Source organism: Pseudomonas sp. FP2300 (assembly GCF_030687595.1).
Taxonomy (GTDB): domain Bacteria; phylum Pseudomonadota; class Gammaproteobacteria; order Pseudomonadales; family Pseudomonadaceae; genus Aquipseudomonas; species Aquipseudomonas bijieensis.
Genome location: NZ_CP117440.1, coordinates 1,340,867 through 1,355,977, shown reverse-complemented (window position 1 = coordinate 1,355,977; position 15,111 = coordinate 1,340,867). Strand labels below are relative to the sequence as shown.

13 protein-coding genes are annotated in these 15,111 nt (G+C 59.2%); 3 read left to right on the top strand and 10 right to left on the bottom strand.

The window, feature by feature from the left end:
- Window positions 1–317: 317 nt before the first annotated feature.
- The gene (locus PSH86_RS05865) at window positions 318–1,052 is read right to left on the bottom strand and encodes an XRE family transcriptional regulator (RefSeq protein WP_003198297.1); all 735 of its coding nucleotides are present in this window, start codon (window positions 1,050–1,052) and stop codon (window positions 318–320) included.
- Between the two features lie 752 nt (window positions 1,053–1,804).
- Here PSH86_RS05865 and PSH86_RS05860 point away from each other — a divergent pair.
- The gene (locus PSH86_RS05860; protein WP_305488489.1) at window positions 1,805–2,161 is read left to right on the top strand and encodes a DUF6124 family protein; all 357 of its coding nucleotides are present in this window, start codon (window positions 1,805–1,807) and stop codon (window positions 2,159–2,161) included.
- Window positions 2,162–2,860: 699 nt separating this feature from the next.
- Here the strand turns inward: PSH86_RS05860 and PSH86_RS05855 are convergent.
- Entirely contained in the window at window positions 2,861–4,036 is a 1,176-nt protein-coding gene (locus PSH86_RS05855; RefSeq protein WP_305488487.1) for an IS481 family transposase, read from the bottom strand.
- Window positions 4,037–4,379: 343 nt separating this feature from the next.
- Between PSH86_RS05855 and mutS the strand changes: the two genes are divergently transcribed.
- Together mutS and fdxA are read left to right on the top strand one after the other, a co-directional pair.
- On the top strand, window positions 4,380–6,947 hold the full coding sequence (gene mutS / locus PSH86_RS05850) for a DNA mismatch repair protein MutS (RefSeq protein WP_249016020.1): 2,568 nt from the start codon (window positions 4,380–4,382) through the stop codon (window positions 6,945–6,947).
- 143 nt (window positions 6,948–7,090) lie between these two features.
- Window positions 7,091–7,414, top strand: a complete 324-nt coding sequence (gene fdxA / locus PSH86_RS05845; RefSeq protein WP_109756621.1) for a ferredoxin FdxA — start codon at window positions 7,091–7,093, stop codon at window positions 7,412–7,414.
- A gap of 490 nt (window positions 7,415–7,904) precedes the next feature.
- Here fdxA and rpoS read toward each other — a convergent pair whose 3' ends face one another.
- The 8 genes from rpoS to PSH86_RS05805 form a co-directional block, all read right to left on the bottom strand.
- Window positions 7,905–8,912, bottom strand: a complete 1,008-nt coding sequence (gene rpoS, locus PSH86_RS05840) for an RNA polymerase sigma factor RpoS (RefSeq protein ID WP_047227588.1) — start codon at window positions 8,910–8,912, stop codon at window positions 7,905–7,907.
- A 106-nt stretch (window positions 8,913–9,018) separates the two neighbouring features.
- Complete coding sequence (locus PSH86_RS05835; RefSeq protein ID WP_116834186.1) at window positions 9,019–9,864, bottom strand: peptidoglycan DD-metalloendopeptidase family protein; 846 nt, start codon at window positions 9,862–9,864, stop codon at window positions 9,019–9,021.
- 212 nt (window positions 9,865–10,076) lie between these two features.
- Window positions 10,077–10,712 carry a protein-L-isoaspartate(D-aspartate) O-methyltransferase gene (locus PSH86_RS05830; RefSeq protein ID WP_161796107.1) on the bottom strand — a complete coding sequence of 212 codons (636 nt, stop codon included), beginning with the start codon at window positions 10,710–10,712 and terminating at the stop codon, window positions 10,077–10,079.
- Between the two features lie 41 nt (window positions 10,713–10,753).
- Window positions 10,754–11,503 (bottom strand): 5'/3'-nucleotidase SurE, encoded by a 750-nt coding sequence (gene surE, locus PSH86_RS05825; protein ID WP_109756623.1) that lies wholly within the window; start codon window positions 11,501–11,503, stop codon window positions 10,754–10,756.
- On the bottom strand, window positions 11,491–12,549 hold the full coding sequence (truD, locus tag PSH86_RS05820) for a tRNA pseudouridine(13) synthase TruD (RefSeq protein WP_109756624.1): 1,059 nt from the start codon (window positions 12,547–12,549) through the stop codon (window positions 11,491–11,493). Before truD ends, surE begins: the two co-directional genes overlap by 13 nt.
- Window positions 12,546–13,019, bottom strand: coding sequence for a 2-C-methyl-D-erythritol 2,4-cyclodiphosphate synthase (gene ispF, locus PSH86_RS05815; RefSeq protein WP_109756625.1), 474 nt, complete (start codon window positions 13,017–13,019; stop codon window positions 12,546–12,548). Before ispF ends, truD begins: the two co-directional genes overlap by 4 nt.
- 44 nt (window positions 13,020–13,063) lie before the next feature.
- On the bottom strand, window positions 13,064–13,909 hold the full coding sequence (gene fghA / locus PSH86_RS05810; RefSeq protein WP_109756626.1) for an S-formylglutathione hydrolase: 846 nt from the start codon (window positions 13,907–13,909) through the stop codon (window positions 13,064–13,066).
- A gap of 8 nt (window positions 13,910–13,917) precedes the next feature.
- Entirely contained in the window at window positions 13,918–15,030 is a 1,113-nt protein-coding gene (locus tag PSH86_RS05805) for an S-(hydroxymethyl)glutathione dehydrogenase/class III alcohol dehydrogenase (RefSeq protein ID WP_024779034.1), read from the bottom strand.
- Between the last annotated feature and the right edge of the window lie 81 nt (window positions 15,031–15,111).

Here is a 15,111-nt window from a genome sequence, read left to right as displayed (position 1 = left end):
CCGCGGTCCCTGCCCGCCGGATAACTGCTTCTGGTGCTTTACGCTGCACACCCGGGTCAGTTGCCAACCCTCTGAACCGTTAAGGCCGGTTCATCGCTGCCTGTTGGTGGTACTAAAGAGCTTTGTTGCCAGCCGCTTTGTCGAGCGGCTTGGACACAGAATATGCATGGATGCATATACAGTCAATGCGTAAATGCATTTATTTATGCATTGAGAATGCGCACATGCATGAAATCCTTGTAAACACAGAGGTTGCGGGTTTTCAGGAGGCGAAAAAAAACCCGCACGGCGGCGGGTTTTATCTGACAGCGGAGGGGTTAACGGGCGTACATGCCCCACCAGAAGACGTGACCGAGAATGACGATTTGCTCGTCCTGCATTTCCTGAAAGGTGTAGTCCTCGTCCGGATGCTCGTCACGGTTGAAGCTACGCAGGCGGATGCCGGTGGGCAGGCGATAAAGCTGCTTCACTCGCAATTGGCCGTTATGGTTGATGGCGTAGAGGTCACCGTCGACGATGTCGCCGATCCCGCATTTGCCCGCATTCACTCCAACCGTGGCGCCGTCGCGCAGCACCGGCAACATGCTGTTGCCGCGCACCGTCACGCACTTGGCCTGGTCGAACTGCACACCGTTGTGGCGCAGGCTGCGTTTGCCAAAGCGCAGGCTAGAGCGCTCGCTTTCCTCGATGACGAATCTTCCTGATCCAGCAGCCAATTCAACCTCACGCAGAAAAGGGACCGACACCTCGTCTTCTTCGACGGGTGTTTCGTCGTCCCACAGGCTTATGTCCTTGAGTTCGGAATGCGGCTCATCGCGGCGAGCATTGCCGGCGGGCACAACGTCCGCACGCCCGCGCAACTGATCGGTGCTCACGGCGAAGTATTCGGCGATCTTCGAGATGTGTTTATCCGAAGGATCGACGATCTTGCCGCTGAGGATCCGCGAGAGAGTGGACTGAGGCACGCCGGTACGCCGGTGAAGCTCCGTGGGGGAGATCCCGTGCTGATCGAGCAATGCTCTTAATACGGTAGAAACGTTGCGTTTTTGCATAACGCGCATGATGCTTGTTCTTTTTGCAGAAGACAAATGCTGTTTTGCATAAGCGTGCATATCGACGACGAAGTGCTTCCCCCCAACATCAACGCAAGCTGAACCACCGCTATCGCGAGCAAGCTCGCTCCCACAGGGGATTTGGGTGCATGTGATGTCTGTGAACACCTCGGTAAAACTGTGGGAGCGGGCGTGCTCGCGATGACGGCCGTACATTCAACGCCGATGCAAGCTGTCCTCAGCACTCTCGCTGGCTACGTAGGGCGGCCAACTTGTGTGAGCGCTTCGCGCTCAAGCGGGAGCAAGCTCCCTCGCCACGGACTCAATCCAACGCTCAAATGAATGGTGTTGCGACCAAGCATCATGCCTTCCGACACTCGGGAAATTCCCCCTACAACCTCGTGAGAAACGGCCCAACCCTGCGTCCTTCAAATGTGCGACACGAGGCTACGTCGCCTTGCGCCCCTGCCTACAACTACGCCAGAATCCGCCGGCTTGTCCACCTTGGATCCCATCGGTACTTTTGATCCTGTCACTGCCCATCAGTGATCGGGTTTAGTAGCTCGGTATCCAAGATGTTCATTGCTCCATTCAGTCAGGTGTTCCTATTCCTGCACTCAATGGTGGCTGTGCGCAGGGCGCCCTCGGGCGCGCCGGTTTCTTGGATCCCCGGTCTACTAACCTGCGTACAGCTGCCGCCCATCTCGTTTAGTAGCGGATTGGTAGTGGCTCCAACTTAAGGATCCAAGACTATGACCAAACCAACTCCGAATCCCCCTGAAAAAGACCATACATCCCGCAGCCAATCGGCCAATGCCAAAAAACTCGACGACGCGGCCACTCGTGCCCTGGACTATTACCTCAAACCCAAAGCCGACAAAGAAACCGGCGACACACCCGACACCCTTTTCATCATCGCCCCGAACATCGACGCCGAATGCCTGCTCGCCAACCTCAGCGAAACCCTGGCCTCGGCCAACGCCATGGTCAGCGACCTGGCATTCGACCTGAAGGGCTCGCGACGAAATATCGCCCTGGGGGTTCAGCAGATGATTGAGCTCAGTCAGTTGCTGGCGAACCGGGCGTTGGATGTGGTTGAGGTGAGGTAAGCATTCATGATGCAAGCCGAGACCTAAGAGAAGCCCGAGCAATCACTGTGGGAGCGAGCTTGCTCGCGATAGCGGTAGTCCAGTGACAACTAAGTTGTTTTGGCTGCCGTCATCGCGAGCAGGCTCGCTCCCACAATTGGATCGGCGTACAGCCAGAGAACCAGGCCGGCTGTCAGGCCGTCTCGCGAGCAAGCTTTGCTCCCACAGATATGATGGGTGTACGACCGGGAGAGCCAGGCCGGCTGTCAGGCCGCCTCGCGAGCAAGCTTTGCTCCCACAGATATGATGGGTGTACGACCGAGAGAGCCAGGCCGGCTGTCAGGCCGCCTCGCGAGCAAGCTTTGCTCCCACAGATATGATGGGTGTACGACCGGGAGAATCAGGCCGGCTGTCAGGCCGCCTCGCGAGCAAGCTTTGCTCCCACAGATATGATGGGTGTACGACCGAGAGAGCCAGGCCGGCTGTCAGGCCGCCTCGCGGTGGACGTTGATCTCGGCGCCCCGTTAACCACGATGGCTGAACGAAGGTATTGCGCAGTGGGCAACCCGGCATGGATGCCGGGTTAGCCGCGCTGGGCCATGGATGGCCCTTCGCGGCGGCCCACGGAGCAATGCCTTCGTTCAGGCATGCCGAGCCTAAGCGAGGCACCGAGTGGTGGGGCATGTACGGGACAACCACATGGGTTACAAAAAAGTACATTCACATAGGTGACACTTTGATTGAAACGTAGCCGTTCTTTGCGTCCCTGGCATTGACGTGACCTAGGATCACCGGACCGAAGATCACATTCCATACTCCATCTTTGATCATCTCCATTCCAATGTTTTGATGCCTGAGCAGATTCCCCACGTATATCCGCAGCCCCGCCCGATTAATGATTCCGCAACTATCAGCCAGGTAACACTCAACATGGCTCGCATACCCCATTTCCGGTAGCTTTTCCGGGTAAGCTCGGGTTGAAGGGGTATAGCAGGAAGCCGGGGTTTTCTGGCCGAGCGCCTCGTGCCCTCGCTCGTGATTGTAGTGCTGCATAAAACGATCAAAGTGTTTTTGCTGAGCCTCCCAGGCAATGGCTGGCGGTTTGGGGAAAGTACTTTTCAATGTCCGGTGCATGCGCTCATGACGCCCATTTTGATCTGGCCGACCGGGCTCAATTCGCTCAGGAATAATCCCAAGGCGCAACCACCAAATCGACAACTGCGATAGTCCTGCACGACCGGTGCTGGCAAACGGCACGCCGTTATCGGTGCGGATGCGCTCAGGCATCCCGTATTCACGAAAAACGCGCTCGAAGGTTTGCTGGGTCTCCTTGAGATTGGTATTGGCCATGCTCTCGCAGGCAAGCAAGAACCGACTGGCATGATCCATGATCGTCAGTGGATAGCACCAAACGCCCGCCCCAGTGAGAAATTGGCCCTTGTAATCTGCGCTGAAGAGCTGATTAGGCGTTTCTGCCTTACGCAAAGGCTTGGGATAGACAGCGACACGCTGACGCAACGGTCGAGACGTAATCAAGTCCGCAGCCTTGAGGATGTTGTAGATGGTCGTTTTCGACGGCGGATCCTGCCCCGGAAAACGCTTCATCAGGTCGTTCTGGATCTTTTTAGGGCCCGGAACCGTTTCGCCAGTAGAGCGAAACTCAATGATTGCCTGCCTCACAACCAATGGCACCACATAGGTTTGGTTGTGCCGTCGGCGGCTACGTTCGTCGAGCCCACTGGGCCCCTCCAGCTCATAGCGCTCGACCCATTTGTAGCCAGTCTTTCGGCTGATCTGATAGTCCCGGCACAGCCGGCTAAAGTTGTGCTTTTCAGACAGATACTCAGCGATGAACATCACTTTGAGGTCCATAGGTTTCAGCTCTCTCCAGGGCATGGTCAGATCCTCGCGAAATCGACCCTGCCAGTTAAAAACTGTTACCTATGTGCGTGAACTGATTTGTAACCCATGTGGGTGAGTCATACCGGCAGAAGCGCTTTGGTTACTTTCGCGCTTTTCGAAAGTGACCCGCCGTCAGGGCGGAACCCTAAGTGGCCGTTACCGCAGCAACGGATATGCACTCAATCCCATACACACCAAAGTCCCAAAAACCACTCACATATGGGTCGCACCAGACCGCCCATGTTAACCTTGCGCCCATCGCGGAAAAGCCGGGCCAATGCCCCTCCTTTTGCCCCAAACCTTTCAACGAGCCTGCCTGACACCCATGAATACAGCCGTGAACGACCTCTCCAGCCACACGCCGATGATGCAGCAATACTGGCGCCTGAAGAACCAGCACCCCGACCAGCTGATGTTCTACCGCATGGGCGACTTCTACGAGATCTTCTACGAAGATGCGAAGAAAGCCGCCAAGTTGTTGGACATCACCCTGACGGCGCGTGGGCAATCGGCGGGCATGGCGATTCCGATGTGCGGGATTCCTTACCACGCGGCGGAAGGCTACCTGGCGAAGCTGGTCAAGCTCGGCGAGTCCGTGGTGATCTGCGAGCAAGTCGGCGACCCGGCCACCAGCAAAGGGCCGGTGGAACGCCAAGTCGTACGTATCATCACACCGGGCACAGTCAGTGATGAAGCCCTGCTGGATGAACGCCGGGACAACCTGATCGCCGCAGTCCTGGGCGATGAGCGCCTGTTCGGCCTGGCGGTGCTGGACATCACCAGCGGCAATTTCTCGGTGCTGGAAATCAAGGGCTGGGAAAACCTGCTGGCGGAGCTCGAACGAGTCAACCCGGTAGAGCTGTTGATCCCGGATGACTGGCCCAAAGACCTGCCGGCAGAAAAACGCCGTGGCGTGCGGCGTCGGGCGCCGTGGGATTTTGAGCGCGATTCGGCGCTGAAAAGTCTCTGCCAACAGTTTTCCACCCAGGATCTCAAGGGCTTCGGCTGCGAGAACCTGACCCTGGCCATCGGCGCGGCCGGTTGCCTGCTGGCCTACGCCAAGGAAACCCAGCGCACCGCCCTGCCCCACTTGCGCAGCCTGCGCCACGAACGCCTGGATGACACGGTGGTGCTGGACGGCGCGAGCCGGCGCAACCTGGAGCTGGACACCAACCTGGCCGGCGGGCGCGACAACACCTTGCAATCGGTGGTCGATCGCTGCCAGACCGCCATGGGCAGTCGTCTGCTGACCCGCTGGTTGAATCGGCCGCTGCGGGACCTGACCGTGCTGCTGGCGCGTCAATCCTCCATTACCTGCCTGCTGGATCGTTATCGCTTCGAGCAGTTGCAGCCGCAGCTCAAGGAAATCGGCGACATCGAGCGCATCCTCGCCCGTATCGGCCTGCGCAATGCCCGTCCCCGTGACCTGGCGCGCCTGCGTGATGCCCTCGGCGCCCTGCCCGAGCTGCAAGTGGCGATGACCGACCTCGAAGCACCGCACCTGCAGCAACTGGCGCACACCACCAGCACCTACCCGGAGCTGGCCGCGCTGTTGGAAAAAGCCATTATCGATAACCCTCCGGCGGTGATCCGTGACGGTGGCGTGCTGAAAACCGGCTACGACGCCGAACTCGACGAACTGCAAGCGCTGAGCGAGAACGCCGGCCAGTTCCTGATCGACCTCGAAGCCCGGGAAAAAGCCCGCACCGGCCTGGCCAACCTCAAGGTCGGCTACAACCGCATCCACGGTTATTTCATCGAGTTGCCGAGCAAGCAGGCCGAACAGGCCCCGGCGGACTACGTTCGCCGCCAGACCCTCAAGGGTGCCGAGCGCTTCATCACTCCAGAACTCAAGGCGTTCGAAGACAAGGCGTTGTCGGCCAAGAGCCGCGCCCTGGCTCGGGAAAAGATGCTCTATGAAGCACTGCTCGAGGACCTGATCAGCCAACTACCGCCCTTGCAGGACACCGCCAGTGCCCTGGCGGAACTGGACGTGCTGAGCAACCTGGCCGAACGCGCACTGAACCTGGACCTCAACTGCCCACGCTTCGTCAGCGAACCGTGCATGCGCATCAGCCAGGGTCGTCACCCAGTGGTCGAGCAAGTGTTGACCACGCCGTTCGTGGCCAACGACCTGAGCCTGGACGACAACACCCGCATGCTGGTGATCACCGGTCCGAACATGGGTGGTAAATCCACCTACATGCGCCAGACTGCCTTGATCGTGCTGCTGGCCCACATCGGCAGCTTCGTACCAGCAGCGAGCTGCGAATTGTCCCTGGTAGACAGGATTTTCACCCGGATCGGCTCCAGCGATGACCTGGCCGGTGGGCGCTCGACCTTCATGGTGGAGATGAGCGAAACCGCGAACATCCTGCACAACGCCACCGAACGCAGCCTGGTGCTGATGGACGAAGTCGGACGCGGTACCAGCACCTTCGATGGCCTGTCCCTGGCCTGGGCGGCGGCCGAACGGCTGGCGCATTTGCGAGCCTACACCCTGTTCGCCACCCACTACTTCGAGCTGACGGTACTGCCGGAAAGCCAGCCGCTGGTGGCCAACGTGCACCTCAACGCCACCGAGCACAACGAACGCATCGTTTTCCTGCACCACGTGCTGCCCGGCCCGGCCAGCCAGAGCTACGGCCTGGCAGTGGCGCAGTTGGCCGGCGTGCCGAGCGAAGTGATCAGCCGTGCCCGCGAACACCTGAGCCGCCTGGAAACTACCAGCCTGCCCCACGAAGCACCGCGCCCGACCAAAGGCAAACCGGCCGCTCCACAGCAAAGCGACCTGTTCGCCAGCCTGCCCCATCCGGTGCTTGATGAACTGGCCAAGCTCGATCTGGACGACCTGACTCCACGTCGGGCGCTGGATTTACTCTATACATTGAAGACACGGATCTAACGCACAGGCTTTCAAGCTGTTAGAATCTCGCGCGGTTTGGGATGCTGCGGACTATTAGCCTGGTTCGCAGACTACCGCTCCCGAACCTGGCGACCCCACCCGTGAAGGGGATTCGCTGCCGCCGCCTGAGGAGAGAATTAGAAATGACCTTCGTCGTCACCGACAACTGCATCAAGTGCAAGTACACCGACTGCGTAGAAGTCTGTCCGGTGGACTGCTTTTACGAAGGCCCGAACTTCCTGGTCATTCACCCGGACGAGTGCATCGACTGCGCCCTGTGTGAACCGGAATGCCCGGCGAATGCCATTTTCTCGGAGGACGAAGTGCCGACCGGCATGGAGAACTTCATCGAGCTGAACGCCGAGCTGGCGGATATCTGGCCGAATATCACCGAGAGGAAAGACGCCCTGCCGGACGCCGCAGAGTGGGATGGCAAGCCTGGCAAGATCGCAGACCTCGAACGCTGATTACCCCTGCGCTCCTCGAAAAGGCCCCTCGTGGGCCTTTTTGCTGCCTCGAACAAAATCGCAGGCAAAAAAAAGGGGCGGTTTGACCCGCCCACATTTTTTCCCTAATCCCTTTAATCCTATTCATCATCCTGATGAATCGCGTCCTGCGATGTCCTTCCTTCCCATCGTCCTTGACGGGTGTGTCTGTCCGTCGACACAGGACTGATATTAGTGTTTTCCCGGACGAGTGCAATTCACCTGATACGGTCAACGCACGTTGTCACACCACGTTCATCAATTAAATTCTCCTTTAAAATCATTAAACTACAGAAAATTTTACGGTTTCCATAGCCGTCTATCCCTTCAATGGGAAACCAAACACTTACGCAATACTAGGCAAAAGCTTACAAGCTGAAACTACAAATAGAATGAGATTGGAAAGCAGTCACCGCAGAAACGAAAAAGCCCCGAACCAGTCGGGGCTTTCGCTGTTGCACTGAGCTTCATGTCACTGGAACAGCGACTCGCTCGACAAGCCGTTTTTCTCCAGGATCTCTCGCAGACGCTTGAGGCCTTCTACCTGGATCTGCCGGACCCGCTCACGGGTCAGGCCAATCTCCAGCCCAACATCTTCCAGGGTGCTGCTTTCATGACCCCGCAAACCGAAGCGGCGAATCACCACTTCCCGTTGCTTGTCGGTCAGTTCCGAAAGCCACTGGTCAATGCTCTGGGAAAGGTCATCATCCTGAAGTAGCTCGCACGGGTCCGTGGGGCGATCGTCGGTGAGGGTGTCGAGCAGGGTTTTATCCGAGTCCGGCCCCAGTGAAACGTCCACCGAGGACACCCGCTCGTTGAGCCCAAGCATGCGCTTGACCTCACCTACCGGTTTCTCCAGCAGGTTGGCGATTTCTTCGGGTGAGGGTTCATGGTCGAGTTTCTGGGTCAACTCACGGGCGGCCCGCAGGTAGACGTTCAGTTCCTTGACCACATGGATCGGCAACCGGATGGTCCGGGTCTGATTCATGATCGCCCGTTCGATGGTCTGGCGGATCCACCAAGTGGCGTAGGTCGAGAAACGGAAGCCGCGTTCGGGGTCGAATTTTTCCACGGCGCGAATCAGGCCCAAGTTGCCCTCTTCGATCAGGTCCAGCAGCGAAAGCCCGCGATTGACATAGCGTCGGGCGATTTTCACCACCAGGCGCAAGTTGCTTTCAATCATGCGTTTTCGACCGGCCGGGTCGCCACTTTGCGACAGCCGCGCAAAATGAACTTCTTCCTCGGGGGAGAGCAGCGGCGAGAACCCGATTTCGTTGAGGTACAGCTGAGTGGCGTCCAGCGCCCGGGTGTAATCGATGTACTTATGTTGTTTAAGTGAAGCGGAGTGTCTGGATTTGGCACGAACGGAAGGTGGAGTCGCCCCTTCATCATTCGACATCGAATCCATAGCGATGCCGGTCTCCATAAGGAGAACCTCATCGTCGATGTCAAACTCCGGCACTTCTTTACTGAGAGCCATTGTTATAGTCCTTTGGTGAGTTCGACCTCAAGCTCAAGCGACGCCTTTATCCTTGGCAACGCTGGAGCCTGTTCCCTCTACGTGACGGAACAGGCTGACAATCAAATCAACGACGTGGCAGGAATTGCAGCGGATCTACTGGTTTACCTTGTCGGCGAATCTCAAAGTGCAGTTTCACCCGGTCCGTTCCCGTCGATCCCATTTCGGCAATTGTCTGTCCGACCTTGACCTGCTGCCCCTCCCGAACCAACAGCCTGCGGTTGTGACCGTAGGCACTGACGTAGGTATCGCTGTGTTTGATGATCACGAGTTCGCCGTAGCCCCTCAAACCACTCCCGGCGTACACAACCGTGCCATCAGACGCGGCTAAAACAGGCTGTCCCAAATCCCCGGCGATATCAATTCCTTTATTCAAACTACCGTTTGAAGAGAATTTTCCAATAAGAACGCCATTAGAAGGCCATCCCCAGCCTGTCGGGGCGGGGCCTGCCGGAGGCATCGGAGCGGGGGTCGGTTTGCTCGCGACGGACGGTACTGTCGCCGTTGCAGCCCCCGCCGGGCGGCGAATGACCGTGGTTTTACTCGACGACGATGCCGTCGATCCCGACTGCGTCACCACTGCGGTAGGCGTTGAACCGCTACGGCCATCGAAGCGAATCGTCTGACCGGGGTGGATCGTATAAGGCGCAGGAATGTTGTTACGCGCCGCGAGGGCCTTGTAGTCCCAGCCATAGCGAAAAGCGATGGAAAACAGCGTATCGCCGCGACGGACTACATACTGGCCGGTCGTTACTGTAGGACGTTGTGGTGCTGCACTGTTGCGATCGACAACCCGGACATTACCCGATGGTGTACTGGAACATCCGACCAGCAAAGTGCTCAAGACAAGGCCAGTCAACAGGCGCTGAAAGCTCGTGATACCCATACGCTGCGCAATGACTGTGAGACTCACCCGCCGCTCCCTTTGTGGTGGCTGAAAAATGGGAAACTGCCTGTCCAGGCAGAAATACATACAAATATAGCTGGCAGCGAACGCGTCTCTATTAATGAGGCGCCAAGTGCCGCCGCACACGTTTGCTCGATACCGTTGCCCGCTGTTTCATAAAGCAGCGCCGCTGTAAGACACAACCGATGCCGCAGAATTCAGCGTCTGTTTATAAATGCTCAGGCCAACGGCCCGTTGAGCAACGGCACGAATCGCACCGCACCCAGGACATGCCGCGAGAAACCGTGTTCTTCACGCACGATCAGCATCAATTGCTGAACCTCGCCGGCCCCTACTGGAATGACCAGCCGCCCACCAGGAGCAAGTTGATCCAACAGGGCCTGGGGTACATCGGTGGCCACCGCGGTCACAATGATGCCGTTATACGGCGCCAGGGCCGGCCAGCCTTCCCAGCCATCGCCCCAACGAAACACCACGTTGCGCAGGTTCAACTCAACCAGGCGCTCCTTGGCGCGATCCTGCAATACCTTGATCCGCTCAACGGAAAACACCCGTTCCACCAACTGCGACAACACCGCCGTCTGGTAACCCGAACCGGTACCGATCTCCAACACCTTGTCCAGCGGCCCCGCCTCCAGCAGCAACTCGCTCATGCGGGCCACCATGTACGGCTGGGAAATGGTCTGGTTGTGGCCGATCGGCAATGCCGTATCTTCATAGGCGCGATGAGCCAGGGCTTCATCGACGAACAGATGACGCGGCGTTCGGCGAATCACCTCCAACACCTGGGCGTTGGACAGGCCTTCTTCGTAGAGACGCTGGATCAGTCGTTCACGGGTGCGCTGGGAGGTCATGCCGATTCCGCGGCGCAGCATATCGTCTTGCTCACGAGCCATCAGCGCAGCCCCTCCAGCCAGCCATCGAGATTTCGAAAGGCGTCGTTGAAGGTACGGTCCAGTTGCAACGGCGTGATCGAGACATAACCTTGCATGACCGCATGGAAATCGGTGCCCGGCCCACCGTCTTCGGCATCACCGGCGGCGGCGATCCAGTAACCGGCCTTGCCGCGCGGGTCGACGACGTGCATCGGTTTGGCGGCGCGGGCACGGTGGCCCAGGCGAGTGAGCTGGATGCCGCGGATGTGATCGAGCGGCAGGTTGGGGATATTCACGTTCAGCACCGTGCGTGGCGGCAGGTCCAGCGCACCGTGGGCCTCGACCAATTTACGGGCGAAGTAGGCGGCGGTAGGCAAGTTGTCGACCTGGCGTGAAACAAACGAAAAGGCAAACGATGGTTTTTCCAGGAAGCGTCCCTCCAGGGCCGCGGCGACCGTGCCGGAATACAGCACGTCATCCCCCAGGTTAGCGCCCAGGTTGATGCCCGACACCACCATGTCCGGCGCGCGTTCCAGCAACCCGTTGATCCCCAGGTGCACGCAATCGGTCGGTGTGCCGTTGAGGCTGATGAAACCGTTGTCCAGATAGCAGGGGTGCAACGGACGGTCGAGCGTCAGCGAGCTGCTGGCGCCGCTTTTGTCCTGGTCCGGGGCGATGACCACGCACTCGGCAAAATCCGCCAGCGCAGCATAAAGCGCGGCAAGACCGGGTGCAGTCACCCCGTCGTCGTTAGAAATCAGAATACGCATGGGCTGTCCGTCTGCCCCACCGGCACCAGATCGACGAGTTCGCGCACCAAGACAGTGGCGAAACATCCGGCCGGCAGGACGAATTCCAGTTGCAGAATGTCAGGCGAGGGATAATGCCACGACAGCCCGCCAATGGGCAGTCGCAGGATGCGACGTTCGTGACTCATTCCCGTGTTTATCAACCAGTCGCGCAAATCGGCCTCGCCCGCTGCGACGGCTTGTTCCAGCTCGAACGTCGCACCGGCGGCAGGCGAAGGCCCCTCGCCCCACTGCGGCCCGGTCGGGTGCAGATCGAGGATCGCCAGGCGTGGATCGCTGCACTCAGCCTCGCCGGCCGGGAAGAAGCTGCGACTATCGGTGAAGGCGAGCAAGTCGCCCACCTGGGCTTTCTGCCAGGTACCGTCGGCGACCCGCGCCGCCAACACCTGGTTGAACAGAAAACTGCGGGCGGTAGACAGCAGCCGCGAGCGCACATTGCGCTGCTCCGGCAAGGCCTTGCGCGCCGCCCAGGCACGGGCATCGACGACATTGCCACCGTCATGCCCGAAGCGCTGGGCGCCAAAATAGTTGGGGATGCCCTGACGGACAATCTGTTGCAGGCGCGCGTCGATCGCCGCTGTGTCGCCCTTGAATTGGGTCAGGCGCAAGGTAAAGCCGTTGGCCGAGTGCGCGCCGCGTTGCAACTTGCGCCTGTGGCGTGCGGTCTTGAGGATCTTCAGTGTGTCATTCTCTGCCGCCGACAAGTCCGGATCGGCCTTGCCCGGCAATTGGACGCTGAACCACTGGCGGGTCAAGGCCTGGCGGTCCTTGAGCCCGGCGTAGCTGACAGTGCGCAACGGCACGCCAGCGGCCTTGGCGATTCGCCGGGCCGCTTCTTCGGTGTTCAAGCCTCGTTTTTCAACCCAGATCCACAGGTGCTCGCCATCGCCGGTCAACGGAATGTCGAGCACTTCATCGACCTGGAAATCTTCAGCGCTGGCCTTGAGTACCGCGCTGCCCAACGACTCGCCATAGGCCCGCGGCCCCAACAGTTCCAGTTCAGTCATGGGCGCAGCAACAAGGCAACGGAGTGGACGGCAATGCCTTCTTCGCGACCGACGAAACCCAGCTTCTCGGTGGTGGTGGCTTTCACGTTCACTTGGTCCAACTCAACTTGAAGATCCTCGGCGATCAACCGGCGCATCGCTTCGATGTGCGGCGCCATCTTGGGGGCCTGGGCAACGATGGTGTTATCGACATTGCCGACTTTCCAGCCCTTGGCGTGGATCAGCGAGACAACATGACGCAGCAGCACGCGGCTGTCGGCGCCCTTGAATTGCGGATCGGTGTCGGGGAAGTGCTTGCCGATGTCACCCAGGGCAGCCGCGCCGAGCAAGGCATCGCTCAAGGCGTGCAGCAGGACATCACCGTCAGAATGCGCGAGCAGCCCGAAGCCGTGTGCGATCCGCACGCCGCCCAGAGTAATGAAGTCGCCTTCAGCGAAACGGTGAACATCGTAGCCGTGGCCAATACGCATAAAAAAAACGCCCCGTTTTTTGTCAGGGCGTGATTCTACCTGCATTAGGCGTTTAGAGCGCGCGCATGATGCTGCAAGTGGTCGTCAATGAAGCTGGCGATGAAGAAGTAGCTGTGGTCGTAGCCCGGTTGCAGGCGCAACTCCAGCGGATGACCAGCGGCCTTGGCGGCTTGCTGCAGGGCTTCGGGCTTGAGCTGATTAGCCAGGAAGTCATCGCGATCGCCCTGATCCACCAGCAATGGCAGTTTCTCGTCGGCTTCGGAGATCAGCGCGCAGGCATCCCATTCGCGCCATTTCGAGCGGTCTTCCCCCAGGTAACGAGAGAACGCTTTCTGGCCCCATGGGCAATCCATCGGATTGTTGATCGGCGAAAAGGCCGACACCGAACGGTAACGCCCCGGGTTGCGCAAGGCACAGATCAACGCGCCATGGCCACCCATGGAATGACCACTGATGCCGCGTTTATCCGAGGCCGGGAAATGCGCCTCGACGAGTGTCGGCAATTCCTGCACCACGTAGTCATGCATCCGATAGTGCCGGGCCCACGGCTCCTGCGTGGCGTTCAGATAAAAGCCCGCCCCCAGGCCGAAATCCCAGGCACCGTCCGGATCGCCCGGCACATCGGCGCCTCGTGGGCTGGTGTCCGGCGCAACGATGATCAACCCCAGCTCGGCGGCCATGCGCTGGGCACCGGCCTTTTGCATGAAGTTTTCGTCGGTGCAGGTTAACCCGGACAACCAATACAGCACCGGCAACTTGCCGCCCTGCTCGGCTTGCGGCGGCAGGTATACGGCAAACACCATGTCGCACCCGAGCACTTCGGAACGGTGCCGGTAACGCTTGTGCCAGCCGCCGAAGCTTTTCTGGCAGGAAATGTTTTCCAGACTCATGACCGACCTCAGAAATGGATGACGGTGCGGATGCTCTTGCCTTCATGCATCAGGTCGAATGCCTTGTTGATATCTTCCAGGCCCATGGTGTGGGTGATGAAAGTATCCAGCGGAATCTCGCCCTTCTCGGCCATTTCCACATAGCTTGGCAACTCGCTGCGACCACGCACGCCGCCAAACGCCGAGCCGCGCCAGACGCGTCCGGTCACCAACTGGAATGGACGGGTGGCGATTTCCTGGCCGGCCCCGGCGACACCGATGATCACCGACTCGCCCCAACCTTTGTGGCAGCACTCCAGCGCAGCACGCATCAATTGGACATTGCCGATGCACTCGAAGGAAAAGTCCACGCCGCCGTCAGTCATGTCGACGATGACTTCCTGGATCGGACGGTCGAAGTCTTTCGGGTTGACGCAATCGGTGGCGCCCAGTTGCTTGGCGATTTCGAACTTGGCCGGGTTGATGTCGATGGCGATGATGCGCGAGGCCTTGGCCTTCACCGCGCCAATCACCGCCGACAGGCCGATGCCGCCCAGGCCGAAGATCGCCACGGTGTCACCCGGCTTGACCTTGGCGGTGTTGATCACCGCGCCAATGCCAGTGGTGACGCCACAACCCAGCAGGCAGACTTTTTCCAGCGGCGCTTCTTTTGGGATCTTCGCGACGGAGATCTCCGGCAACACGGTGTACTCCGAGAACGTCGAGGTGCCCATGTAGTGGAAAATCGTCTCGCCTTTGTAGGAAAAACGCGAAGTACCGTCCGGCATCAGGCCTTTGCCCTGGGTGGCGCGAATCGCCTGGCACAGGTTGGTCTTGCCCGACTTACAGAATTTGCACTGGCCGCACTCCGGCGTGTACAGCGGGATCACATGGTCACCCACCGCCACCGACGTCACGCCTTCGCCGATGGCTTCGACAATGGCGCCGCCTTCATGGCCGAGGATCGACGGGAAGATTCCTTCCGGGTCAGCGCCCGACAAGGTATAGGCATCGGTGTGGCAGACACCGGAAGCCACCACACGCAACAGCACTTCGCCCGCCTTGGGCATGGCGACGTCGACTTCAACGATTTCCAGGGGTTTCTTGGCCTCGAAGGCAACGGCAGCGCGCGACTTGATCATCCGGGTTCTCCAGCAAATAAAAACAAGACCGGGAGTGTAATCCTCCACTGGACGATGAATAATCCAACCAAAAGCAAAACA